General features: G+C 59.6%; 23 protein-coding genes. 13 read left to right on the forward strand and 10 right to left on the reverse strand.

The window, feature by feature from the left end; all coding sequences use genetic code 11:
* Positions 1–117 precede the first annotated feature (117 nt).
* The 6 genes from A9404_RS06900 (at position 118) to A9404_RS06925 (ending at position 5,204) form a co-directional block, all read left to right on the forward strand.
* Positions 118–543, forward strand: coding sequence for a hypothetical protein (locus tag A9404_RS06900; RefSeq protein WP_066099527.1), 426 nt, complete (start codon positions 118–120; stop codon positions 541–543).
* Between the two features lie 119 nt (positions 544–662).
* Entirely contained in the window at positions 663–1,301 is a 639-nt protein-coding gene (locus tag A9404_RS06905) for an HAD hydrolase-like protein (protein WP_066099529.1), read from the forward strand.
* Between the two features lie 39 nt (positions 1,302–1,340).
* Positions 1,341–2,111 carry a M90 family metallopeptidase gene (locus tag A9404_RS06910; RefSeq protein ID WP_066099531.1) on the forward strand — a complete coding sequence of 257 codons (771 nt, stop codon included), beginning with the start codon at positions 1,341–1,343 and terminating at the stop codon, positions 2,109–2,111.
* 177 nt (positions 2,112–2,288) lie between these two features.
* Positions 2,289–2,582, forward strand: coding sequence for a hypothetical protein (locus tag A9404_RS13400; RefSeq protein WP_156521270.1), 294 nt, complete (start codon positions 2,289–2,291; stop codon positions 2,580–2,582).
* Positions 2,579–4,243: a S8 family serine peptidase gene (locus A9404_RS06920; protein WP_066099535.1), complete on the forward strand. Its 1,665-nt coding sequence runs from the start codon at positions 2,579–2,581 to the stop codon at positions 4,241–4,243. The genes A9404_RS13400 and A9404_RS06920 overlap by 4 nt, the downstream gene beginning before the upstream one ends.
* A 49-nt stretch (positions 4,244–4,292) precedes the next feature.
* On the forward strand, positions 4,293–5,204 hold the full coding sequence (locus tag A9404_RS06925; protein ID WP_066099537.1) for a hypothetical protein: 912 nt from the start codon (positions 4,293–4,295) through the stop codon (positions 5,202–5,204).
* 147 nt (positions 5,205–5,351) lie between these two features.
* On the opposite strand, the gene A9404_RS06930 is transcribed toward A9404_RS06925, so the two are convergent.
* Entirely contained in the window at positions 5,352–8,873 is a 3,522-nt protein-coding gene (locus A9404_RS06930) for an AAA domain-containing protein (protein ID WP_197490293.1), read from the reverse strand.
* A 309-nt stretch (positions 8,874–9,182) separates the two neighbouring features.
* Between A9404_RS06930 and A9404_RS06935 the strand changes: the two genes are divergently transcribed.
* The gene (locus A9404_RS06935; protein ID WP_066099539.1) at positions 9,183–9,752 is read left to right on the forward strand and encodes a DsrE family protein; all 570 of its coding nucleotides are present in this window, start codon (positions 9,183–9,185) and stop codon (positions 9,750–9,752) included.
* A gap of 214 nt (positions 9,753–9,966) precedes the next feature.
* Here the strand turns inward: A9404_RS06935 and A9404_RS06940 are convergent, their stop codons facing one another.
* Positions 9,967–11,088: a cytochrome-c peroxidase gene (locus A9404_RS06940; RefSeq protein WP_082923021.1), complete on the reverse strand. Its 1,122-nt coding sequence runs from the start codon at positions 11,086–11,088 to the stop codon at positions 9,967–9,969.
* A gap of 221 nt (positions 11,089–11,309) precedes the next feature.
* Positions 11,310–13,016 carry a sensor domain-containing diguanylate cyclase gene (locus tag A9404_RS06945; protein ID WP_066099541.1) on the reverse strand — a complete coding sequence of 569 codons (1,707 nt, stop codon included), beginning with the start codon at positions 13,014–13,016 and terminating at the stop codon, positions 11,310–11,312.
* A 440-nt stretch (positions 13,017–13,456) separates the two neighbouring features.
* Between A9404_RS06945 and A9404_RS06950 the strand changes: the two genes are divergently transcribed.
* The 6 genes from A9404_RS06950 to hflD all read left to right on the forward strand — a co-directional run bounded on the left by A9404_RS06950 (position 13,457) and on the right by hflD (position 19,150).
* Positions 13,457–14,263, forward strand: a complete 807-nt coding sequence (locus A9404_RS06950) for a rhodanese-like domain-containing protein (protein WP_231880980.1) — start codon at positions 13,457–13,459, stop codon at positions 14,261–14,263.
* A gap of 76 nt (positions 14,264–14,339) precedes the next feature.
* Positions 14,340–15,590: an ATP-grasp domain-containing protein gene (locus tag A9404_RS06955; protein ID WP_066099544.1), complete on the forward strand. Its 1,251-nt coding sequence runs from the start codon at positions 14,340–14,342 to the stop codon at positions 15,588–15,590.
* Between the two features lie 5 nt (positions 15,591–15,595).
* Positions 15,596–16,717 carry a phosphoserine transaminase gene (locus A9404_RS06960; RefSeq protein ID WP_066102963.1) on the forward strand — a complete coding sequence of 374 codons (1,122 nt, stop codon included), beginning with the start codon at positions 15,596–15,598 and terminating at the stop codon, positions 16,715–16,717.
* 82 nt (positions 16,718–16,799) lie between these two features.
* On the forward strand, positions 16,800–17,273 hold the full coding sequence (locus A9404_RS06965) for an NUDIX hydrolase (RefSeq protein WP_066099546.1): 474 nt from the start codon (positions 16,800–16,802) through the stop codon (positions 17,271–17,273).
* A gap of 25 nt (positions 17,274–17,298) precedes the next feature.
* Positions 17,299–18,402: a tRNA 2-thiouridine(34) synthase MnmA gene (mnmA, locus tag A9404_RS06970; protein ID WP_156521271.1), complete on the forward strand. Its 1,104-nt coding sequence runs from the start codon at positions 17,299–17,301 to the stop codon at positions 18,400–18,402.
* Positions 18,403–18,523: 121 nt separating this feature from the next.
* A complete protein-coding gene (hflD, locus tag A9404_RS06975) occupies positions 18,524–19,150 on the forward strand; it encodes a high frequency lysogenization protein HflD (protein ID WP_066099549.1) in 627 nt (208 codons plus the stop codon).
* Positions 19,151–19,254: 104 nt separating this feature from the next.
* On the opposite strand, the gene A9404_RS06980 is transcribed toward hflD, so the two are convergent.
* The 7 genes from A9404_RS06980 to nuoI are packed head-to-tail and all read right to left on the reverse strand — an operon-like array spanning position 19,255 to position 26,084.
* A complete protein-coding gene (locus A9404_RS06980) occupies positions 19,255–19,578 on the reverse strand; it encodes a DUF2818 family protein (protein ID WP_066099551.1) in 324 nt (107 codons plus the stop codon).
* A gap of 57 nt (positions 19,579–19,635) precedes the next feature.
* A complete protein-coding gene (gene nuoN / locus A9404_RS06985; protein ID WP_066099554.1) occupies positions 19,636–21,075 on the reverse strand; it encodes an NADH-quinone oxidoreductase subunit NuoN in 1,440 nt (479 codons plus the stop codon).
* 8 nt (positions 21,076–21,083) lie between these two features.
* Entirely contained in the window at positions 21,084–22,640 is a 1,557-nt protein-coding gene (locus A9404_RS06990; RefSeq protein WP_066102966.1) for an NADH-quinone oxidoreductase subunit M, read from the reverse strand.
* Between the two features lie 26 nt (positions 22,641–22,666).
* The gene (nuoL, locus tag A9404_RS06995) at positions 22,667–24,625 is read right to left on the reverse strand and encodes an NADH-quinone oxidoreductase subunit L (protein ID WP_066099557.1); all 1,959 of its coding nucleotides are present in this window, start codon (positions 24,623–24,625) and stop codon (positions 22,667–22,669) included.
* 7 nt (positions 24,626–24,632) lie between these two features.
* Positions 24,633–24,938 (reverse strand): NADH-quinone oxidoreductase subunit NuoK, encoded by a 306-nt coding sequence (gene nuoK, locus A9404_RS07000; RefSeq protein WP_066099559.1) that lies wholly within the window; start codon positions 24,936–24,938, stop codon positions 24,633–24,635.
* Positions 24,935–25,585, reverse strand: coding sequence for an NADH-quinone oxidoreductase subunit J (locus A9404_RS07005; RefSeq protein ID WP_066099561.1), 651 nt, complete (start codon positions 25,583–25,585; stop codon positions 24,935–24,937). Before A9404_RS07005 ends, nuoK begins: the two co-directional genes overlap by 4 nt.
* Positions 25,586–25,595: 10 nt before the next feature.
* Positions 25,596–26,084, reverse strand: coding sequence for an NADH-quinone oxidoreductase subunit NuoI (gene nuoI, locus A9404_RS07010; RefSeq protein WP_066099563.1), 489 nt, complete (start codon positions 26,082–26,084; stop codon positions 25,596–25,598).
* Between the last annotated feature and the right edge of the window lie 10 nt (positions 26,085–26,094).

The following is a 26,094-nucleotide window of genomic DNA, read 5'->3' on the forward strand; positions in this document are numbered from 1 at the left end:
AATACTCGGGATTTCCGGGCGCCGACGACACAGAAAATGCGTTTTCTATTGCACCTCATAAAGATTCATGCAATATGCATGTTTATATTCATTCGTCCAAGACGGGGAGGCGCTCCGATGACCGATTCCATCCACATCCCGCTCGATTCCGATGCAAAATCGCCCGTCATCTCGGGCGACTCGGCCCGCCGCGCCGCCAAATGGTTCAATTACGGCAATATGATCGCGCTGGCCATCCCCTTCCCATTGGGGATCTTCTGGGCCGGTATGTCGATGCTGATCTACGGTTTAAACAAGCATCATCCCAACCCCAAGGTGGGGTACTACACGCAACGCGCCGCATATCGGTTTTATGGCGTGGTCGGATCGTTCATCCCCGTCGGTCTGTTTTTCCCGGTACAACTCATGTATTACTTGATTTTCTGGGCGATTGCCGCTGCAATCATATTGCCTTGGTCAATTTACGACTTGTACCGGATCAACCACGACATCTGGGAAAACAGTACGGTTGAAGCGCCCCCAGCATTCGCTGAAACGGAATAGATCCGTGGCGCCGTTCATGCCCGGTCGTTGGGCTGAACCATCGGCGGGTTCGTTCGAGTCATGCTGTGTCAGCAGTTATCGTCAGATTCCAAGACCCTACCCCGTAATGGAGTCCGAACATGAACATCCGCCCACTTATCACCCATCTGTTTCTGGATATCGGCGGGGTCCTGCTGACCAACGGCTGGGACCATGAGGCGCGCCAGCGGGCCGCCGATCACTTCGGTCTTGATCTCGCCGATCTGGAAGCGCGCCATCACCTGACCTTCGACACCTACGAAGCAGGGAAAATCTCGCTCGACACCTATCTGGAGCGGGTCGTTTTTCACCAGAAGCGCACCTTCACCCTGGGCGAATTTCAAGCGTTCATGGTCGCGCAATCGCAGCCCGATAACGCGATGATTGGCCTGATGAGCCGCCTCAAGACCCGGTACGGCCTGAAAATCGCCGTCGTCAGCAATGAAGGGCGCGAATTGAATGCGTATCGCATCAACACGTTTCACCTGAACGAATTCGTCGACACCTTCATCTCCTCCTGTTTTGTCCATCGCCGCAAACCCGACGAGGACATCTTTCGACTGGCGCTGGACATCACCCAGGCCAAAGCGGAAAACGTCCTATACATCGAAAATACGCCGCTGTTCGTTCAGGTGGCCGAAAGCCTGGGCATTCAGGGACTATTACACACGGATTTTCACGCGACGCGTTCACGGTTGGTCGCCTACGGCCTGGCGGATACCTCCGATGCACGGGAGTGAGTGGGCCGTGCCTTCAGCGTCACCCCGGAGGGATGACCGCTGCACGCGCTAAAGACGGGGTGGCGGCGCTGGCGGCTGCGTCGGCTACTGACGCAGCACCCCATTCCGACGGATCTTTGGCTCGATGTTACCCGACGGATGCCGACACTGGACGGACTGGATGCGATCCGAATGGTGCGGCTTCGCGTGCTGGCCACTTGGTTTCTACGCGATAAAACCATTACCGGCGCGCAGAACCTGGCCGTGACGCCCGACATGCGGGTCGCCGTGGCCGCACAGGCCTGCCAACTCATATTGGCGCTGGACGTATCGTATTTCGACGGCTGGTCGGAGGTCATTCTGTATCCGGGTGCCTTCCGCACGCGCCACGAACAGATGGACGACGCGGGCATCGTGCACCACGACGCCCGCACCCTGAGCGGCGAAGCCTGGCTGCATGGCCCGGTCGTTCTGGCTTGGGCGGAAGTCGAGGAAGAACTCTTTCATCCGCACGCGGGCCGCAACGTGGTGGTGCATGAATTCGCCCACAAACTCGACGGTCTGAACGGCGCGATGAATGGCATGCCACCCCTGCATCGTGGGATGCATCGGCCCGACTGGACGCGGGCATTCGGCCGGGCCTATGCCCGCTTGCGCCTCCAGTTGGCCCGGGGGGACGCCACCCTGCTCGATCCCTATGCCGCCACCAACCCCGCGGAGTTCTTTGCGGTCGCGAGCGAGTACTACATCACCGCGCCGCAGCTGCTGCTGACCGGCTACCCCGAGGTCTACGCCCAACTCGATCTATTTTACCGACCGGCGCCTTCCTGACGACGCTCAGCACAAGGTGCGCCCTGGGCGGTTGCACCCCGAAAAGCGGTTGAAGACATAAACTTATCGCAATCTCCCACCAAAATATGGTTACATTTGCAATTGAATGGCTTTGCGATACATGATTGATCCGGCAAACGAACCGGTTGCCCGCACAACGAACAGGAGTTCCCGCTCATGCGACTGGATGCGCCCACGCCCCGCCTCTCCCTTCTGGGTTTTGCCATATTGCTCTGTTGCGGATGCTCGGTAGACCAGCCGTCCACACGCGCCGGTCAGGCTGACGCCCCGCTCGATTTCGTCTGGCAGCGCGTAGGCACGACACCGGGGGGCTGCGCGATGTACACCAAGAAACCGGTCGCTAAGCATATCATCGTGGACAACGCCATCTGGTTTCGCAACGCCCAAGGGCAATATGTTTTGGACGAACACGCCTGTTCTCCCTCAACCTTTCAAGGAAATCCGCAATGAGCATCCTATCTGGCATCCAACCGAAAATCGGATTCGTGATCGCATTCACGGTGGTGCTGACAGGCTGCGGCGGTGGAGGGGGCGGCTCGTCCGTACCGGATCCCGGCAGCTATGTCCCGACACCCGCGCCGACACCCGCTCCGACACCCGCTCCGACACCCGCTCCGACGCCCGCTCCGACGCCCGCTCCGACGCCCGCTCCGACGCCCGCTCCGACGCCCGCTCCGACGCCCGCTCCGACGCCCGCTCCGACGCCCGCTCCGACACCTGGCCCCACCCTCACCCCATCACCCGGCGCGCCGACCAATTCGGCCCGGGTTACCGCAACACTGAACTATGCCGGCGCCGCCGCACAATCCGTCGGTGTCGCCGTACTGGACTCGGGGATCAACACCACCCACCAGGAATTCACGGGCAATGGCGGTAAGAACGGCGTGGGCGGCCCCATCGTCAGCGGCGGCATCAATACCACGGCGGCCCTGAACAATGCCTACCCCACCCTCACTGGAACCACCTCCCAGCAGAACACCGGCGACTACAGTTATGCGTCCGGGCAGTCCACCCATGGCAACTTCGTGGCCAGCGTGATCGGCGGCGCCAATGTCGGTTACTCCGGCGATTCGAGCCTGTACATCGAAAAAATCACCGACACCACGACCGCCAGCTCCGTGACCGTAGCCTACGGCTTCGGCGATGCGGCCACTAAGGGCATGAGCTTCGCCAATCTGAGTTACGGACTCGACCCGGTCAGTTATTACAAATTACTGGCCGATCAGGTGGCCTCCGAGCGCGCCGCCGGGCAGACCGGCATCAACAATCTCACCGACGCGCAGTACGCGCAGTACCAGAACGTCATCAACAAGGGCATGGGGTTGATCGTGTCCGCCGGCAACAGCACCCTCAATTTCTCGACGACCAATCAGACCCAGAACACCTGGTCCACCAGCAACCCGCTCTATGGGCTGACGCTGATCGTCGGGGCCTTGGACAGCAGCCAGAACAATCTGGCTTCCTATTCGAACTTCGCGGGGGATGATCCCAACGTACAAAAGCGTTTCATCACGGCGCCGGGCACCAATACCGGCGCGGATCCGACAAGCAATACCGCCTATGGCTCGTTTTCCGGAACCTCTTCGGCGGCGCCCGTCGTCACGGCCGCCGCCGCGACCCTTAAATCCTACTGGTCGTTCATGACCCCAGCGCAGGTGCAGCAGCGCCTGCTGGATACCGCCGACAAGAATTTCAACGCCATGTGGAATATCCACACCTGCGGGGCATCCGGTAGTTTGAACTGCGGCAATTACTATTTCGGCCAAGGCCGCCTGGATCTGCCGGCCGCGCTGGCGCCGGCCGGGGTGGTCGTAACCACGACGGCTGCCAGCGTCCCCACCGGAGCTGACGGCAACCCGAAAACGGCGCCGGCGCAGGCCGCTCACCTGGTGGTTCCCGCCGCCCTCGCACCGATTCAGCAACAGGTACGCGCCGAATCCACCGGCATCCAAGGGTTCGACGCGATCGGCCGCAACTACACGCTCAATGTCGCCCCGGCTATCGACACCGTGACCGATCCCACGCAAACTCTGGGCTATGAAATGCAGGGGTTCATCGATGGATTCATGAACAAGGATCAGTCATCGTTTACGGCCTTCGAAAATCAGTGAAACGCTGTTAACTCAACCGCCTGAGTCAGGAAAGGAGCGATTTCCCGCCATGTTCGCCGTCGATCAGGTCATCGACTATGACGGATATGGCCGTCCCACCATGGCCTATGTCCAATATCGTGCGAACGATACGGCATTCAGCGCATTCCATTTTACGCGGGGCAAGGCCCTGCCCGACGCCGTGGGCGCGGATCTACCGGTCGCGCTGGTCACCGTCAACGGCGCCAATCCCTTGGCCGGCATGGTCTATCAGGCGGACGGAATCGGCACCACCCACAAATTCAATGAAGTCGTATTCGCTAAAACCCAGGTCTGGTCCGGTACCGGATCGGCCGTACAGATGGGGTCGTACGATCGGATTGATCAATACGCTTTCGCACTTGGCGCGAATATCGGCGACCACCTTCAGATCCAAGGCGAAGAAATTCGCGCCCGCGAATCCAGCGGCTTCCTCGGCGCGATCGGCAGCGGCGGATTCAGCACTGCCGACGGCGCCAGCATCCGACTGCATGGGCTATCCCTAAGATTTTCGATGAAGGCGGCCGAAAATCGGTTCGAGGCCTTTGCCACCTACCGACAGGGCACGGCCCAATCGCGGTTTGCCGATTCCATCCTCACGCGCATCGACGCCCGCCTGAACCAGTCCGCCGTCGGCATCGGCTGGCGCAACAACGTCAATGCCGTCGCCTTCGCCGTCAGCCAGCCGCTGCACGTCACCGGCGGCGATCTCGGCATGAAGCTCGCCATCGGCCGCACCGACAACGGCGCGGTGATCTACAACACCCCCACCATCGTCCTCAACCCCGGAATCCGCCAGATCAACTGGGAACTGGGCATGACCCACCGGCTCAATCAGAACGCCAAGATCGGCATGAACCTGATTTATGTGAAAAACCCGGCAAACTCGCCGGGCCTGAGCCACGATGCCGGCCTATTGTTCATCTATGGGGCACGGATTTAAGCCGGATACGCCCCACTCATCGGGCTGAAAAGGGGTTTTTTACTCCGAGCCCAATAGCTGAGTTAAAACCAGCGCCCTCTCGATCAATGACCTTATATATCGGAGCCCGTTGATCAAATCAGAAAATAACCTTGATCAGAACGCCGTCTAAACGGAAGACGGGGGGTGAATATTTATCACCCGCGCCTGAAGGCTGGTACGGTTAATCTTTATTTCGTTGCTGACCGCCTTGCCTTTGTAACACATCGAGGTTTCAAGCCGCTTGCAAACCCCGTCCCTGGCCGCACTAAACCAGTTGAATGATCCGATGCATAGAAGATCGTCATCACAGGCAACAATCTTGCTGTGGACCTTATTGACGATTATCAGTTGGATTTTAGAGGATGCCAGGATTTCCTTGGCTGCTATCAAAGCACACTCATTCGCGTCCTGCTGATCCGTGCTTTTGTTCCCACGGTTGAATTCCAAATCGGTATAGATCGCGATCTTCACCCCGCGCGATATCGCTGCATGCATCGAGTCCAGAACGCCGGAGGTCGAAAGCTTTTCCTGCTTGAACCAGGGCGTGACGATCATTACCTCGCGCTTGGCAGATTCAATGGCTTCCCTCAGGAATGCATCGTGCTCTTCGGCATCGTGCAGCACCTGGATATCCGCGCCCATGTCAGCGATGTCCACACGTTGAACCGGTGGGAAGATCAATTCATTACCCATGCTGCGGAAAAGATACGTGGCCAGCAAACCCCGAGGTTGTGACTTCAAGCGGGGATTGAACATGTCCATGTCCCCAAAGACCAGGAAACTGTCCTTGGCCCGAGAAACCGCCACATTCAACATGCTCGTATTACGGTCGATGAAGCCGCCATCCGCGTGCTTCGAGTACGTCGGGGAGAACACAATGACCCGTCGCTCCGCACCTTGGAGTGCATGAACAGTGCCGATGGTCATCGATGACTCGCCGGAACCGACTGCGATACCCCTCTTCTTGCATTCGTCCGAGATGAGCCCAGCTTGGCCGGCAAAGGGGGTGACCACGCCGATGATTTTGTGTAGCGGTTCGCCATAGGCCCGCTCCAGCATCTCACGATGATCTGAGATCCATGCAGCAATCGTTTCGGCCTCTACCTTGTTTTGCCTGCTTCCCGAGTTTCCCTGCGTGCACATGCCGTCGATATGCAGATACCCCATGGCAGGGAGATCAACCTGCGATGGATATTCGTTCTCGTCGCGGCTCGGAATCAGCTTCCCGTGGTAACAAAGCTGGTTGCAGTACTCGATGATTTCGCTGAGGCAACGGCGGTGTTCATACAGAAAAAGGCCGCGTGCCAGATCGCGGTCATAGTGGTAGCGGGATGCGTTTTGGGCGATCTTCATCACACTGCCTGACGATGCCGTAATGCCAAGCTCGCGCAGACGCTCAAATTCTGTACGAGGCGATGCTGGCGACATGATTTCTGCGGAAATGAGGTTGCCGACATCAACGGGGCCTGGCATTCCCCAGATGGGTTCGATTTGCAGCGTGTCGCCAATGACCAATGCCCGTTTCGCCAAAGCGAACGAGGCTCCCGCCACTTCGGGCAAAACTTGTCCGGCCTCATCGACGATGAGCAGATCGGCGAAGTCGTAAAGGTATTCATCAATGAATCCTTCTCCGTCATGGCGTGTGCACCTTAAGTGGGTCGGGAGCATGAAGAACGTGCTGACGACGCAGGGGGTCAGCATCATGCGTCGTCGCCACCGGTCCATGACGACTTGCCGGCCTTTCTTGCGTTTCAACTCTTCAAGCTGGGTGCCCAACTTCTCAATCTCCAGCAGCCAACGTCCCTCCCAATAGTGCGTTGCCAGCAGAAACATCCGGAAACGGATGGTCGTATCGACTTTTCGGTCAGCATCCGTCAATGTCCTGATGGGGTGCTCCTCGCTTTCAAGTTCTCGGACGGAGCTTTTCCAGTGGCGATAGGCCATTTCAAAGGTGTCAATGATCCGCTGCGCCGACATGGCGCGGGCAGCACTACTACTCGCTGCTGCGGCCAACTCCGCTGCCTGGCCGTTCAGTTGATCACTGATTGAGTCCACAGAACGGATGTCGTCGTCAATGGCGATACCCATCGCTCCAAGTTCTCTCCGGGCCATGGCAACGCGTTTTTTTTCGACGGCGGGAATCCAACTGAACAGCGTCAACAAAAATGACTCGCTGGCGAGGTAATCATTCCAGCGTTTAAGAGCTTTTCGTACATCATTGACCAAGGTTTCGTCATGCGCCGCTTCGTTCTTGAGATGATCTAATGTGGCGTAAGGCTCAGTCCCCAGCGTATTACGAACATTGCACTCTTCCGCCTGATACTTGGTCCAGGTAGACGCCATTTGAGAGAGCTTGGCCGCTTCCGTGCGCAGTTCGGCGTGTAGCGACTCGACGATACTGGACACATCTGTCTTGGCCAGACTCGGAAAAGCTTGTTTGCCGGCGGTGATGAACGCCTCGCTCGCCGACGCAAAATAATCCGGGGTTTCAACGGCGTCGAAAAAACCCGGAGTCTGGTATTTGGCGGCGGCCTCGGCGAGCTTGCTGGATGAAGGGAAATACGCGCCGAAACTCTTGATGCCAGGCAACCATCTCCCGGCAAAGGGGCCTGTGCCAGCCTTAAAATCCTTGCCAAATGCGTCAAGGATGTTGGTCACAGCCTGGTTGTTCGTCGAGGCCGCGACAATGACGGGCGGCTCACCTTGCTGTAAAGCTGCTTGCGCCCACAGGGAAGCCACAGCGGATAGCAGCATCGTCGTTTTCCCAGTACCTGGTGGCCCATTGACCGCAACGATCTCGCCGGGGATGGAAATCATCAGATGGGAAAGCGCGTCACGCTGGGCCTGGGCCAGCGGGTGTTCATCGCCGGAATGGGCCTGTCGCCTGTCAAAGGTAGCCTCGGATGCAAGGCAAGGCTCATCCGGTGTGGCGTGGTCAAGCGCATAGGTGACAAACAGCGGGGCGTCTGGCGTCGTCTGGTAGATGTCGTCGTAGACAGCGATGATGTGCTTGCTGGGCGAACCCGTGATGTCCACCTTCTTCAGATACCAAGTGGCGGCCTTCGTATACTTGTCAGATGCTTGAGGCCAATCCCCGATGACTGCGCTCATGAATTGGTTGCAGTAGTCCAGGTATTCCTTCCATATCACGGCATGCGCACGGTCTTCTTCAGGATTGACCGTATAACCATGCTGGGTCAGGTTTTCATCCATCGCCGACACTTGGCCGATGGCAAATGCCCCTCTATCAACAGGATCAAGAATGTCGCGCGCAAACACAGTCTTGCCGGAGGGCAACATCTCGCCAGAGCGATTGGCTCGAACAGTGCACGATAGCGGGGTAACGATCTCAGGCAACCCGCCACCGAGACCTTTGCCATGCACGATCTGCCGCATGAACGCCCATGGTCTGATGATGAGATCGACAGTTTCGATGTGCTCGGGCTCACCTTTGAACAGGGCTGCCAATATATCCTCATCGAGGATGCCTTTTGTCAGCGACTCCGACGGCTGCGGGGTGCATTCCTTGTCGAGGTCGGCCCTTCTCCAAGCACCTTTTCCAAGTTCAGCGTCGGCTAGCGAGTGACGCCAATAGGCGGCATGTTTTTCCATTGTAGCAGTGGCACGGATTGGATTTTTGGACATCATGCTCATAAGTTTCATCGGTCATCAAGAACTCGAGTTCGATCATCACACCCTTATTGTCAACCTTGTTTGTGTCGGACATACCACTGATGAAGAATCGGCTACCCTCGGTTATGGCCAGCACTATTTATATCCCCAGAAATTTTATGCGCCGAATGGATAACAGTGATCTGTGATCTAAGCTTGCCCCGCTTGACCAAAATGAAATCATATCCTAATTATTAGCAATAACTAATATTAAGGATATCGAACCTCGAGCCATCTACCTGAAATCTGTCGCAACGACAGCATTTGATCGAGGAGTGACGCATCATGAACATCAACAAACTATCCGCACTGATCCTGGCCGCCAGCGTTCTGTCGCCACTGGCTGCACCGGCAGCCCTGGCGGCGGCCGAGCATCCGGCCGGCTTCTGGTCGTACCCGGAAATCGCCGGTTATGGCCCCGTGCATGTCTGGCCGCAGGCCATTGATCGACCGCAACCGGGCACGACCTACAAGGCCCTGTTCGACGTGACGCATACCAAGTCCATGGACAAGCTCAACGGCAGCCTGGACCACGTGGCACGCGCCGTGAACGTGTTCGCCGCGGCGAAAGTACCCGAAGATCACATGAAGTTCATCGTGATCATCCATGGTCCGGCCACGGCGATCGCGCTCGACAACAAGGCCTTCGAGGCCAAATACGGGCATCCCAACCCGAACCTGAAGGTGATCGACGACCTGCACAAGGCGGGCGTACGGCTGATGGTCTGCGGCAATGCCCTGGCGGACAACGGCTTTACCCCATCCGAGGTCAATCCCGAGATCAAGGTGGCCATGTCCGCCCTGTCGACCCTGATCATCGAGCAGGACAAGGGCTATGCACTGATGCGGATGTAAACCCGGGCCGCATCGACCTTGTCCGGACAGGCCGGGCGATCCGGCCCGAATCACGGGAATTAGGAAACGGAACCTCTGCGGTTCCGTTTTTTTCTGGCCGTACGGTTGATGAAGCGGGCCGTTTCCAGCCTGCAACCCCACCCTGCCCCCAGAAACCTGCGCAATGACAAAGGCCCCGCAGAAGCGGGGCCATGGGATCGAATTCGAAGTGGATTTACTTGGGATTGTTCAGGGCTTCGGAAGCGGTTTCCAGCTTGGCGACCTGCATCATGATGGCCTTGCCCGGAGTTTGCGGCAGCCGGGGCATCGTTTCTTTGGGGAACTTACCAGTCAGGTCGCCCAGAAAGGCCACGATGTCGTGAACCTGCTTGTCCGACAGAGATTTGCCCAACTGGCAGGCAGCCATGATCCGGACGGCGGTCGGCAGGCTGGCCACCGAGCCATTATGGAAATAGGGTGCCCGCAGCGCGACGTTGCGCAGGCTGGGCACCTTGAAATCATGTTCGTCGGCCGGATTCTTCGTGACATTGAATCGCCCCGGATCCTTGTCCAAATCATACTTGTGGACGTAGGCCACGCATTCCTGGTTGTGAGCCTGCAAGGGGAATTTCTGGAAGAAGCCGGTCCCCATCTTCGTCCCGGGGTTGTCGAACATCATGCCCGCATGGCAAGCAGCGCAACCCATGGTATGGAGGTCGTGCATGCCGGCCACGGCAGCAGTGTTCATGGCCTTCTTGTCGCCGGCCATGTAGCGGTCATAGGGGCTGTCCGGCGTAATCAGGGTCCGCTCGTAGGTGGCGATGGCCTGCACGACGTGTTCCAGGGAAATCGAGTCCTTCTGGCCGAATACCAGGCCAAATTCCTTCCGGTACCCCGGAATCTGTTCGAGCCGATCCACGATGGCCTTGGCATTGGGCATCCCCATTTCCACCGGGTTCATCAGCGGCCCCTTGGCCTGATCCTCCAGACTCTTGGCGCGGCCGTCCCAGAACTGCACGGTATTGAAGGCCGCGTTGTACACCGTGGGCGTGTGCCGCGGCACATCCACCCGGCCCATCACTCCGAAGGAAAGCGGGAGACCATCGCTGCCGTTGCCCATTACCCGATGACAGGTGTCGCAAGAAAAATCCCCGGACAAGGAGAGCCGGGGATCGAAATAGAGCTGTTTGCCCAAAGCCACCTTCTGGGGCGTCATAGGGTTGTCGGCCGGTACGGGAACCTTGGCGGGAAACGAATTCGCCAGAACGGGAAACGCCCCGCCCAGCCCGCTTGCCAACACCACCTGAAGGGCGGCTCGCGCCAGCCTTGCGCCCACGGAAAACTCGATCGGATTCATCTGCATACTCCTCCAGCCCCTGCGCCGCAGGGTTTTTCGCCATGGCAAAGCCCCGCCTTGCGACGGGCATGAAAAGCATCGATGCATCAAGGAATAGACAGCAGAGACCGGGTTGTCACGGGTATGCACATGAACATCTGCCCATATCCATGTCCCCCCGGTAACAGGCGTTTCCCACCTGTTACAGAACGGGGAAGGCTGACCGGACAAGTCGCATCAGCTCAGGGGTGGCTGACGCAGTTTCGGCCCTTGCCCTTGGCGGCGTAGAGGTAGGAATCGGCAGAGGAAATCAATGCTTCGAGCGTGGGATGCCTCTCGGTGCGCTCGACCACCCCGAAACTTGCGGTAATCGTGAGTGAGACGCCCTGATAGTTCATCGTGTGCCCGGCAATGAGTGCCCGCATGCGTTCGGCCAGCGTCACCGCCTCGCCAAGCCGGGTTTCCGGCAGCAACAGGATGAATTCCTCGCCCCCCCAACGGGCCAGCACGTCATGATCGCGAATGGATTGCTGGAGCAGGCCCGCCACCGAACGCAAAACTTCGTCACCGACGGCATGACCATAACGATCGTTAACGCGCTTGAAATGATCCAGGTCCAGCAGGATCACGCACATCGCGCAGTCGTGCCGTTGCGCAAAGTGCCAGACCGGCATGCTGATATCCGTGAATGCCCGGCGGTTGTTCACACCGGTCAGCGGATCCACCCGCGCCAGCGCCTCGGCCCGGGACTTCTCCACCATGCCCATCCGGAACTGGTAGGTCAGCGCCAGGGCCAGCAGCGTCGCATCGAGCATCAGCCCCACATCCGCTGCCCGGAACGTCCATTCGTTGAACGGGATCATCCCCCAGACAGCCAATGCCGTCAGGGCCGCACCCACCATCGCCGCGAAAGCGGCCAACAGAAAATAGCGCGCCGCCGGCACGGCTGCCCGTACGGAAACCACGCCCACGCCGAGCATGATCACGGTAAACAGGCAGACGAACACGAATGCCAGCAACAGGGCATCGCGCTGATCGTCGAACAGGATCGTGAGCACGAGGAGCGCCACAACACCGCCGATCAATCCCAGAACGGACTTGTGCAACCGGGGGAAATGAACGCGCGTATTCAGGAAACTCAAACCGAACAGCAACCCGCTCGCCGCATACGACACCATCAAGGTCGGTTGCGACCACTGCGCCCAGACCGTGTCATCCGGCCACAACCAACGAAACCCATGACCGGTGTAGGCGATGTTCATCAGAATGAACAGGCCGAGATAGACCGAGTACAGCAGGTAACGAAGCTGCCGCAGTCCGGCATACAACATTGCGTTGTAGATGAGCAGGGCAAGCAGGAAACCATACAGGAAACCGTAACTGTAGCTCTGGAATTCCGTCTGGGCGTCCGCTTCGGCGACGGTTGTCAGGAAAATCGGCACCACCATCGGATCCGGCGTGGCGATCCGCACGAAGATCTCGGTGCGCCCCGGTTCGAAGGCATGATCGAAAGCGAAGAATCGACTGTCGATGGGCCGTTCGGCGAACGGCAGGCGATCGCCCATGTGGTAGGTGCCCGTCGTACGGCCATCCCGCCGGAGATAGACATCGATCCAGTCCAGCCAGGGGATATCGATGGAAAGCCGACGCAGAAGCGCCCCGGACTCCTGATTATCCACAACGAAGTGCAGCCAGACGGCCGGCGCACCGATGCCGAAGTCCAGGACCGGACGGCGACTTTCCGTAAACGCCCCCCGCCGGTAGGCATCGATGGCCTGATCCAGGTCGATGCGCCCACCGGTTTCCTGGTAGTAGGCGATGTGCGTGCCAATGGGCATATCCGGGCGGGCGTTCGCCACATCCACCGGATCGGAACCCACCGCCGAACCCAAGGCCGCATTGCCGGACACCAGGCTGATCAGCAACGACAGGACGGCCCAAAACCTCATGAGCACGTCACGAAATTTTCGTCGCTGTGGGGGCGCGCGTGGGGCGGATACCGGTGGCGGTCCTGACGGGCACGATCGCCATGCCCGTTGATCCACCCTCGGGTGCGGTTCTCTTCATGGGCTGCATCATACCCCACCGCACCGAAATTCCGCGGCTGGCAAGTGCCGAGGGCGGCTGACGGTAGCCCGTCCCGTCGATCGAACGGGAGAAAAATCGACACCTGATAAATAGTCGACCAATGAATTATCACAAGACCCTAGCTTAATTCCCCATTCAAACATTACTATGGGGGGCGAAACCATTGGTTGCGGCCACGCGTACGGTGGCCAGTAGTCCGCGGGCACTTGAATAGCCGTGGCCGGACACGGACGGCCCATTACTTGTTTGGATGCGTTTAGGGGGTTTTATGATTTTGCAGAGGGTCTTGATTGGCGCCGTGATGATGGCTGCCCTCACGATGGGACAAGCGGTGCAGGCCGAAGACGATGCCGCCGTGACCGAAGTGGCCCAGACGCCCCCCAAGGATCTGTATGCCTCGTTCAATCTCAAATACGTGACCACGGATGAACTCGCCAAGAACCCCGGCAAATACACCATCATCGATGTCCGATCCCAGTTCTCCTACGACGTGCTGCATGTCAAGGGCGCCTACTGCGTGCCGTTCGTCCTGCCGAAGAACGAATTCGATGCGAAGGTGAAGAAAATCATCGCCGAGACCAAGAAACCCCCGGCGTTCTACTGCAACGGCCCGATGTGCGCCATGGCCCATCGTTCCTCTATTCGCATGCAGGAAGACGGCGATCCGAATACCTACGTCTTTGCCGACGGCATTCTCTCGATGGCGGAAAAGTACCCCGCCAACACGCTGCTGTACGGCGAACCGCTGAAATCGGCGAGCGAACTCATTTCCGACGAAAATTTCAAGGCCCATCTGCTCAGTGCCGACAAGGTCATTGCGCAGACGGACGCCGACCCCAAGGCGGTGATCATCGACATCCGGGATCCCTGGCAACGTGCCGGCATTTCCCTGTTCCAGATGCGCGACATCAATATTCCGCTGACCGACCCCGCCAAGCTGAAGGAAACGATTCTGCATGCGAAGCAAAGTGGACGGACGTTGTACTTCGTCGACGTGAAGGGCAAGCAGGTCCGCTGGCTGCAGTACCTCCTGCGGGCCAACAACGTGACCAACTACTGGTTCGTGAAGGGTGGCGCGCAATCCCTGATCAACGCCATGCAGCAGTAACCCGGCCATCGCGCCGAGTGAATCCGGGCTCCGGCCCGGATGCGTTTGTTTCATCATCCAGCCCCCGACAACACGCATGACCCTACCCGACGCCAATACGATTCTGGAGCGTGCGCGAACCCAATTCATGGGGCTCGCGCCCTTTCTGCGCATGAGCATCGAGGGGCAGGATCTCAGACCCGTCGCGCAGGCAATGCTCGAAGCGCTGGGGCAGGATTCGAACAACGCCAATCTGTGGATGAACCTGTCCACGGTGATGTTCGGTCTGGAACAACGGGAAATGGGGCTATCCATCCAGGATCAGGCCCTATCGCTCATTCAACGGGTGTTCCATCGGGCAGCGACGCGTCCGCCCACCCGCTTTCGCCTGCTGATGATCATGGTGGCCGGAGACATCGCCGCCAACACGCCGCTGGATTGCCTCCTCGAAACCACCGACATCGAACTGATCTACTACTACGCCGCACCCAATGCGCCGTTCGCGCAGCCCATCCCCGAACATGACGCGGTCATGGTCGCACTGGGTTATGCTCCGGAACACCAGGAGCTGCTGAACCTCCTTCAGGACAAACTGGCCCTTTGGCCGCGCCCGGTGATCAATGCCCCCCGATTCATTCCACATACCGAACGCAGCGTGGCCAGTGCCCTGCTTCAAGGGATTCCGGGCCTGCTGATGCCACCGACCCTGGCAGTGGATCGGGCGGAACTCATTGCCATCGCGCAGTCCGAGCAGGAACTGGGCCGCCGCCATCCCGACTGGGCTTACCCCATCATCGTTCGCCCGCAAGACTCCCACGCGGGACGGGATCTGGAACGCATCGCGACACCGGGCGAATTACACGATTATCTGGCCCGAGTCCCCGCGCAGCGGCTGTTCATCGCCCCATTCATCGACTATCGATGGTCCGATGGCCTGTATCGCAAATTCCGTGTGGCGCTGGTGGATGGCGAACCCTTCATCTGCCATATGGCCATCTCCGACCACTGGATGATCCATTATCTGAATGCCGGCATGTACGACAATCCCGCCAAACGTGCGGAGGAAGCAGCCTTCATGGCCGACTTCGATGCCTTCGTTGCCCGCCACCGAACGGCACTTGCCGAAATCCACGAGTGCAGCGGTCTGGACTATGTCTGCTTTGATGGCGGCGAAACCCCGGACGGCCAGTTGCTGATCTTCGAGATCGATCACGTCATGGTCGTGCATGCCATGGACCCGCTCGACCGCTTCCCGTACAAGCCGGCCCATATCCAGCGGGTGCAGGCGGCGTTCGAACAGATGATCGCCCGGCGCGCCATCGCCCACCAGACGACTGCCGGGAGTTGATGCACATGGCCCAGCCCATCCCCGCCCTCAACCCGAACAACGAACGGAATTTCTCCGGCGGCCCCGGCGCGCTGCCCGCATCGGTGCTGCAGCAGGTGCAGGAAGCGATCGTCTCGGTTCCCGAGGTCGGACTGTCGATTCTCGGTATCAGCCATCGATCGGACTGGTTCGCGGCCGTGGTCCAGGAACTGGAAACCAATATCCGCACCCTGCTCGGCCTCGGTGACGACTATCACGTCCTCTTCCTCCAGGGCGGCGCCACCCAGCAATTCTCGATGGTGCCGATGACCCTGTTGCACGGCAAGACCGTGCCCGCCGAGTATCTCCTCACGGGCTACTGGAGCGGCAAGGTGCTGACCGAGGCCCGAAAAGAAGGCCCGATCCGTACGCTCTGGAGTGGCGAGGCGGACAGCTATCGCCGTCTCCCCAGCGACGCAGAACTCGATTTCTCGCCCGACGCCCCCTATATCCATTACGTATCCAACGAAACGGTCGAAGGCATCCAGTTCCACCGCGTCCTGGGTCGGGACGATGTTCCGCGCGTCTGCGACATGTCCTCGGATTTTCTTTCCAAGCCCTGCGAAGCGGACCGGTTCTCGCTGATCTACGCCCATGCGCAGAAGAACATCGGCCCGGCCGGCGTCACCGTGGTCCTCGTGCGCGATGCCTTGCTGCAGGACGTCCGGGACGACCTGCCCGGCTTCCTGGACTATCGCAGCCACATCAAGGCACATTCCAACTACAACACGCCGCCGGTGTTCGCGATCTACGTCGTCCTGCTGGTCACCCGCTGGCTGCTGAACGATATCGGTGGTCTCGAACGGATGGACGCAATCAACCGGCGCAAGGCGCAGGCGCTGTACGAATTCCTCGATACCAGCGACGGGTTCTACCAAGGCCGCGCGGCCACGGCGGATCGCTCCCTGATGAATGTGGCCTTCAACCTTGCCACGCCCGAACTGGAACGACTGTTCTTCACCGAAGCACAGCAGGCAGGCATTTTCGGCCTCACGGGGCACCGGGCGATCGGCGGCGTGCGCGCTTCTCTCTACAACGGGCTGACGGAACAGGCCGTGGCGGGTCTCGTCGATTTCATGGCCGAATTCCGGAAACGCCACGGCAGATAATCCCGACGGCCCCGCCCCAGCGTTCTGGCCCTGATCCCCACATGCATGGCATGGCCCCACTGCGGCGGCGTATAATTCCCGGATGAATACACCCACGCCCGCTGCCAGTCACCGCCCTTTGTCCGCCGTTACGGTCGCCGGCATGATCTGGCACGAGCAACGCTTCCTGATGGTCGAGGAACGTATCGACGGCCGCGTCCGGCTCAACCAGCCCGCCGGCCATGTCGAACCGGGGGAAACCCTGATCGAGGCGGTCATCCGCGAAGTCCGAGAGGAAACCCGCCATGCCTTCCACCCGGAAGCCCTGCTCGGCATCTATCACAGCAACCCGAGCGAAGGAGCGCGGATCCTGCGTGTCGCCATCTGCGGGCACGTCGACCCCGAACCAGATTCAGGTGCCCTCGACCCCGACATCCTGGCAGCCCGGTTTTTCACGCACGACGAAATTCGTGCGCGGCGCGCCGACCTGCGCAGCCCCTTCGTCGAACGCTGCATCGACGATTTCCTGGCCGGCCAGCGCTTCCCGCTGTCCGTCCTGAACGCCTTCACCGAATGATCCTGTAGACCGAATGACGAACGCCATGCCCCCCGCCCCCGTGAAGCCGCCCCAGGAATGCCGCGTGATCGTCGGCCTGTCCGGCGGCGTCGATTCATCCGTGGCCGCCCTGCGGCTGATCGAGGCCGGCTATCAGGTCGAAGGCCTGTTCATGAAGAACTGGGAGGGCGACGACGACGAGGAATACTGCGCCGCCAAGGCCGACATGCTCGACGCGCTCTCCGTGGCCGACAAGCTCGGGATCGAATTCCATTTCGTCAATTTCGCCCAAGCGTACTGGGATCGGGTGTTTGCCCACTTCCTCTCCGAATACCAGGCCGGGCGCACGCCGAATCCCGACATCCTCTGCAACCGGGAGATCAAGTTCCGGGCCTTCCTCGATCACGCCCGGACCCTGGGGGCCGACTACATCGCCACGGGCCACTATGCCCGGGTCAGTCATGATCCGGTGCGATTGCTCAAGGGTCGCGACGCCAACAAGGATCAGAGCTACTTCCTGCACGCCCTGAATCGCGAGCAATTGGCCGCCACCCTGTTTCCGGTCGGCGAACTCGAAAAGCCGGTCGTTCGGCAACTGGCCGAACAGGCGGGATTCAAGACGGCCAAGAAGAAAGATTCGACGGGTATCTGCTTCATCGGCGAGCGACGCTTCACCGACTTCCTGAAGACCTACCTCCCCGCGCAACCCGGCGACATCGTCACGGTCGACGGCGTCGTGATCGGCGCCCACCAGGGCCTCATGTACCACACCATCGGCCAGCGTCAGGGGCTGGGCATCGGCGGGCTACGCAATCAGGGCGACGAGCCCTGGTACGTGGCCGGGAAAAATCTGACCGACAATACGCTGATCGTTGCCCAGGGACAGGATCATCCGGCCCTGTACGCCTCGGCGCTACGCGCGGAACAGGTGCACTGGATCAACCCTCTTGAGCAATTTCCAGCCAGGTTGACGGCCAAGATCCGCTACCGGCAGCCGGATCAGGCCTGTACGGTGGCGGTGGTCGACGAGGATCGGATCGAGGTGCGTTTCGATCAACCGCAACGGGCCATCACACCCGGCCAGTCCATCGTCTTCTACGACGGGGATATCTGCCTGGGCGGCGCGGTCATCGACACGGCCGTCGCTTGAGCTGTCCGCGTGTCTACTTGCCTTTGGCGGCGAATACAGGGAAAGTACCCTGTTGCCGAACGTACGAGCCACACATGACCCTGTCCCGATCCTGGACCACCATCGTCCCACCGAGCCGAACATGAACGCCATCGAAGACCAGACCATCGCCCTCGGCGGCATCCTCCAGAGTTGCCGTCTCGTCCGCGAACTTGCCTACCATGGGCGCGTGGAAAACGACGCCGCTTTCGAGGCCAGCATCCGTTCCCTGTTCCAATTCGACCCGAAGGATACCGCCGACACCTTTGGGGGCGTCGCCGCGATCGATTACGGGCTGGAGACCTTCCATAAACTGCTTTCCGCGCAGAATCGTCAGCCCGCCGATACGGAGTTGATCCGCTACGCCGTCAGCCTCATCGCCGTCACGAAGGCCTTTCTGGCGGACGAGACCATGGCCTCCCGCGTGCACCAGCGTCTATCTGCCCTCTCGCCATCCATGACCGAACACGGCATCGACGATGCGCTGATGACCGATTTGAACCATCTCTATCGGGAAACCATCAGTACGCTATCGGCCCGCATCGTCGTCAATGGCGAGAAGCGTTTCCTTGAGGAAGCTCGGGTCTCCAGCCGCATCCGTGCCCTGCTGCTGGCCGGCATTCGCGCCACCGTGCTTTGGCGACAGGTGGGCGGGAATCGCTGGTTGTTGCTGCTTCGTCGCGGACAGTATCTCAAGACCGTCCGGGCACTGCGCAACGCGCCCCCCTGAGTGCGATCCCTTGCCCGGCGCAAGCTAAGGCGTCGGTGCTCCTCTGATCCCCCATGAAAAAAGGCCCACGAAGGGCCTTTTTCACGTTCGGGGTGCCCGGAAGACTATCGATGCGGCCACAGTTGACGGCGCAACTGGTACTGCCAGATGAAGCCCGGGGTGGCCAGGGTCGCGAACATGAACAGCGTCACCACCCAGAACTCCCAGGGCTTGTGCTGGATGCCACCGATGCTGTCCTCCAGATAGAGGCCGATGCCGATGGCCACGGCATAAAGCACGAACCATTCGACGAGCTGGATCCAGAACGACTTGCGCTGTCCGGCACCCGCCACGGGAATCACGAGAAACATGCGCTGATTGAGAAACGGCAGGTTGGCCAGGACCAACATCACCAGAATATAACCCTGTACGAGGGTGTTGCTTACCATCCGTTCTTACTCCGATTGACGCGGGGGCGTCGTGGATTGAATCTGTCGCAGCCGTGGTCAGTTGCCGAAGGCGACCGCTGTCCAGCCGGCCAGAACCCGCGGGAACAAGCCGAGCAGCAACACGATCAATCCGCTGACGACGAGCATGCCCTGAACGTTCCAGTCCGGGTTGACCGGCGCGTGATCGACGGGCGCGTCGAAATAGACGTATTTCACGGCGCGCAGATAGTAGAAGGCACCGATCACCGACATGACGACGGCATACACCGCCAGCCACCACAGGCCTATCCCTACGACCGACTGAAGCACGGTAAGTTTCGCCCAGAAGCCCAGGGTGAACGGAATGCCTGCCATGGAGAACATCAGGAGCAGGAACACGAACGCCATCACCGGGCTGCGATCGTTCAGCCCCTTGAGATCATCGAGATCCTCGGCCTCATAGCCCTGGCGCGCCAGGAGCAGGATCATGCCGAACCCGCCGACGGACATCACCACGTAGGCCAGGGTGTAGAACACCGCGGCCGAATAGCCCTCGGCCGTGCCGGCCAGAATCCCCAGCAGCACGAAACCGACGTGACTGATGGTCGAGTAGGTCAGCATGCGCTTGAAGCTGGTCTGCGCGATCGCCACGATGTTACCAATGGCCAGCGAAAGCATGACCGTGATGATCAGGATCGGCTGCCAGTCCACCATGAGCGAACCCATGCCATCGACGAACAGGCGGATGACCATCGCCAGTGCCGCAATCTTCGGCGCAGTCGCCAGATAGAGCGTCACGGCAGTGGGGGCACCTTCGTACACATCCGGCAACCACATGTGGAACGGCGCGATCCCGAGTTTGAAGATGGCACCGACTGCGAGCAGGACGACGGCTGCCTTGAGCGCCAGGGACGGCTCGGTGGTCGTCAGCGCATTGGCGATATCCGTCAGCATGAGATGGCCGCCCGTCATGCCGTACAGCAGCGACATGCCGTAGAGCAGGATGCCGGAAGCCAGCGCGCCCAGGACGAAATACTTCATCGCCGCCTCGGAGGCACGACCGTCGTCGCGCTTGAAGGCCGTCATGGCATACATGGACAGGGACATCAGCTCCAGACCCAGATAGATCAGCAGCAGATGGTTGGCCGAGATCATGATCATCATGCCGAGCAGACCGAACAGCGCGAGCATGTAGTACTCGCCCTTGTCCATGCCCCGGTCGCGCAGGTAACCCCGGGACATCACGAGAACGGCAGCCACGGCCACGTAGGCGGCGAGCTTCATCAGATCCGACATCGGATCGTTGACCGCCATGCCGCCGAAGCTGAAGCGCACGTCGGGCGACATGTTGATCAGGGTGATGAAGAAGAGCGCGACGAGCGTCAGCAGCGACAGCGTGAAGCTGACCGAACTGCCCCGACGGGGCAGGAACGGGTCGATCAGCAGGATCAGGCACGCCATCCCCGCCAGGACGATCTCTGGCAGTACCGGCATCAGATTGAGGTCAGTCACATTCATGTCAGTCATCACAGCTTGGAGGTCAGCGCTTGGTGCGCAAGATGTTCAATGGTGGCGTGCATGATATCCAGAACCGGATTCGGCCAAATCCCAAGCACAATGATGAGGAAGGCCAGGATGCCCAGGATCCAGCCTTCGCGCATGTTCAGATCGCTCAGTCCCGCGACGGCGTCGCTGCGCACGTCACCGAAGATCACCCGCTTCACCATCCACAGGGTATAGGACGCACCGATGATCAGGGTCAGCGCCGCCAGGAAGGCGATCCAGAAGTTGGCCTTGAACGAGGCGAGAATCACCATGAATTCACCGACGAAGCCTGAGGTGCCCGGCAAGCCGACGTTTGCCATCGCAAACACGACGACCAGCGCGCCAAACCAGGGCATGGTATTGACCACACCGCCGTAGGTAGAAATCTCGCGTGAGTGCAGCCGGTCGTACAGCACGCCGATCGACAGGAACATCGCCGCCGAGATCAGGCCGTGAGAAATCATCTGGATCATGGCCCCTTCCAGCGCCAGGTTGACGCCCGTTCCCGCGGTATTGGCCGGGTTCGTGGCGATCATGAAGATGATGAACAGACCCAGGGTGACGAAGCCCATGTGCGAGATCGACGAGTAGGCGACCAGTTTCTTCATGTCGCTCTGGACCAGTGCCACGAAACCGATGTAGACGATGGCCACGAGGGAGATCGCGATGATGAACCAGTCGAGAAAATGTGCGGCATCCGGGGTGATCGGCAGCGAGAACCGCAGGAAGCCGTAACCGCCGATCTTCAGCATGATCGCCGCCAGGATCACGGAACCGCCGGTTGGCGCCTCGACGTGTGCGTCGGGCAGCCAGGTATGCACCGGCCACATCGGGATTTTCACGGCAAAGGCGATCAGGAAAGCCAGGAAGATCAGGATCTGCTCGGTCATGGTTAACGGCAGTTGCTGCAGGTCCAGAATGGCGAAGCTGCCGCCCTTGAAGTACATGTAGATCAGTGCGATCAGCATGAACACCGAGCCGAGGAAGGTGTACAGGAAGAACTTGATGGTCGCATAGACGCGCTTCGGACCGCCCCAGACACCGATGATGATGAACATCGGAATCAGCATGCCTTCGAAGAAGAAGTAGAAGACGATGGCGTCAAGTGCCGCGAACGTGCCGTTCATCATCCCTTCCATGATCAGGAAGGCGGCCAGGTATTGGTGGGCTTTTTCCTGGATCACTTCCCAGGCCGCTACGATTACGAGCACCGTCGTGAACGTCGTCAGCACGATCAGGGGCAGGGAAATGCCGTCAACACCGAGGTGGTAGTTGATGCCGAACTGCGGAATCCAGGGCGCCTGCTCCACGAACTGCATGGCATACGTATCGGTATGGAAGCCGGGGATCAGCAGTGCGCTGATCAGGAAAACCAGCAAGGTGCTTGCGAAGGCGAACCAGCGCGCGAATTGGGTATTTCTGGCCCCGAAGAGCATCACGATCAGACCCGCCGCGATCGGGAACCAGACGATCAGGCTCAGGATCGGCCAGGAGGATAGCCAGGAAGATAACCAGGAAGATAACCAGGAAGAAAACATGAAACCGGTGTCCATCTCGAGTTAGGTCAGCGAAGAAACACGATCCAGGTCAGTAACCCGATCAGGCCCAAAATCATCACAAAGGCATAGTGATACAGATAACCGGTCTGGATCCGGCGCCACTGTCCTGCCGTGAATCCCACGAGGGCGGCTGTACCGTTAACCAGCCAGCCATCGATCACGCGGACGTCACCGACACGCCACAAACCGCGGCCCAACAGGCGGGATCCGCCGGCAAACACGGCGTTGTTGAAATCGTCAAACCCGTAGGCACCGTCCAGAATCCGCTTCGGCAGGGCGAATATCCGGGCGAACAGGGCCGGCAGCGTGTCCGGCATGCCCAGGTACATCAGGGCGGACAAACCGACACCGGCCATGGCCAGCCAGAACACGGGGGTGGCCAAGCCATGCAGCATCATGGATACCGCACCATGGTAGTGGGCATGCAACTCCGCCAGCACGTCATGAGCGGGCTGAACGCTGATCGACGACCCGAAGAAACCGGCATACAGCAAGGGATCGATGGCAAAGAAGCCGACCAGAAGGGCGGGCACTGCCAGCAGAACCAACGGAACGGTTACGACCTTCGGCGATTCCTGAAGATGGCTGCGGGTATGGGCATCCATCCGTCCTTCGCCGAAGAACACCAGGAAGAACATCCGGAAGGTGTAGAACGCCGTCACGAACACCCCGATCAAAACCGCCCAGTAGGCGAAATTCGCGCCCGGCAGCGTGGAAGCATGCACCGCCTCGATGATGGTGTCCTTGGAGAAGAAGCCCGACGTACCCGGGAAACCGATCAGGGCGAGCGAACCGATGAGGAACGTCGCGAAGGTCACCGGCATGTACTTCCACAGCCCGCCCATCTTGCGAATATCCTGTTCGTGGTGCATCGCGATGATGACCGAGCCAGCCGCAAGGAACAGCAGGGCTTTGAAGAATGCATGCGTCATCAGGTGGAAGATGGCCGCGGAATAGGCGGATGCCCCCAGCGCCACGGTCATGTATCCGAGCTGGGACAGCGTCGAATAGGCAATCACGCGCTTGATGTCGTTCTGCACGATGCCAAGCAACCCCATGAACAACGCGGTAATGGCCCCGATCACCATGATGAAGGACAGCGCCGCTTCCGACATTTCAAACAGGGGCGAGAACCGGGCGACCATGAAGATACCCGCCGTCACCATGGTTGCCGCGTGAATCAAGGCGGAAATCGGCGTCGGGCCTTCCATGGAATCGGGCAGCCACACATGCAGCGGCACCTGAGCCGACTTGCCCATCGCACCGATGAACAGCAGCAGCGCGATCACGGTGGGCAGCGACCACTCCATCCCCGGCCAGTACTGAACCGTCACGCCCGTCAGGGTCGGCAGTCGGTCGAAGAACGTCCCGTAATCCACGGTATTGGTATACATCAGGATGGCGGCAATACCGAGCAGGAAGCCGAAATCCCCGACCCGGTTGACGATGAACGCCTTGAGGTTGGCGAAAATCGCCGTTTCCTTCTTGAACCAGAAGCCGATCAGCAGATAGGACACAAGACCCACGGCCTCCCAACCGAAGAACAGCTGCATGAAGTTGTTGGCCATCACCAGCATCAGCATGGAGAAGGTGAACAGGGAGATGTAGCTGAAGAATCGCTGATAGCCCGGATCGTCCTGCATGTAGCCGATGGTATAGATGTGCACCATCAGGCTGACGCCCGTCACCACCACCATCATGAGCACGGTGAGATGATCGATCAGGAAGCCGACGTCGAAATGGAAGCTATCGGTCGCCGCCCAGGTGTAAACGGCCTCGTCGAAGGTGGGCAGGCCGCCCCAGACGTGGGCATAGAAGCTGTACAGCGACAACGCGAAGGCGACGGCAACGCCGAGGATGGTGATGCGGTGGGCGCCGGTGCGACCGAGCTGCCGGCCAAATAGACCCGCGAGGATGGCGCCGAACAAGGGGGCGAGGACTACCCCCAGATAGACTAGCTTCATGAATTGATTACCCCTTCATCGCCGTGAGGTCTTCGACATTGATCGTTCGACGATTACGGAACAGGGTTACCAGAATCGCGAGGCCGATCGCCGCTTCGGCGGCAGCCACCGTCAGTACGAAAAACACGAATACCTGTCCATTGATGTCGCCCAGGTAATGCGCGAACGCGATGAAGTTCACGTTCACAGCCAGCAACATCAGTTCAATGGCCATCAGGAGCACCAGAACGTTCTTGCGGTTCAGGAAAATGCCGGCCACGCTGATCGAGAACAGAATGGCGCCGAAGATAAGGAATTGAGACAGGCTGATCATGCGGATTTACTCGGGTTGTCTGCAGACTCGGCTTGACTTGCCTGGGCGGCTGTCGATGGGGCCATTTTCACCATGCGAACACGATCGTCGCGACGCACGCGCACCTGCGCATCAATGTTCTGGTAGAGCACACCCTCACGCTTGCGATGCGCGAGGGAGATCGCGGCGACGATGGCCACCAGCAGAATGAACGCGGCAAGCTCGAAGGGATACACAAAGGTCGTGTACAGCTCGCTGCCCAGCGCCAGGGTGTTGGACGTTCCGGCAGGCGCGGCCGCCGGTGCCGGGAAGACGGACAGGCCAAAACTCTGCGGACCGACGATGAATCCCAGCTCGATCACCATCACAAGCGCGACGAACACGCCAACCGGCAGATTACGGACGAATCCTTCACGCAGGGGCGCCATGTTGATGTCCAGCATCATCACCACGAACAGGAACAGCACCATGACCGCACCGACATAGACGAGCAGCAGCACGATCCCCAGGAACTCCGCCTCCATGAGGACCCAGACGAGGGCCGTGGAGAAGAAGGTCAGCACCAGAAACAACGCAGCGTGCACGGGGTTCTTGACGGTCACGACACGGATCGCCGACAACACGGCCGACGAAGCGAAAACGTAGAACAGGAATTGATAAAGGGTCATGCTCTGGTCCTTAACGGTAGCGCGCGTCGACGAGCCGATCGGCGGCGATCTGCGGTTCCAGTCGGTCGCCGATTTCCAACAGGCGATCCTTGGTCATGATCTGTTCGCCCTGATGCTCGAAGTGATACTCGAACACTCGCGTCTCCACGATTGAGTCAACCGGGCAGGCCTCTTCGCAGAATCCGCAGTAGATGCACTTGAACAGATCGATATCGTAACGGGTGGTTCGACGAGTGCCGTCTTCCCGCTGTTCCGACTCGATGGTGATCGCCAGAGCCGGACACACGGCCTCGCACAGCTTGCAGGCGATGCAGCGCTCTTCGCCATTGGCGTAACGACGCAGCGCATGCAGCCCGCGGAAACGCGGCGACTGGGGCGTCTTCTCTTCGGGATACTGCACAGTGAACTTGTGGCCGAAGAAATACTTACCGGTAACCGATAACCCGAGGAAAAGCTCCCACAGGAACCAGGTCTTGAAAAAATGTTTGACTGCGGTCATGTCACGTTAC

This window comes from Halothiobacillus diazotrophicus, assembly GCF_001663815.1.
Lineage (GTDB): Bacteria > Pseudomonadota > Gammaproteobacteria > Halothiobacillales > Halothiobacillaceae > Halothiobacillus > Halothiobacillus diazotrophicus.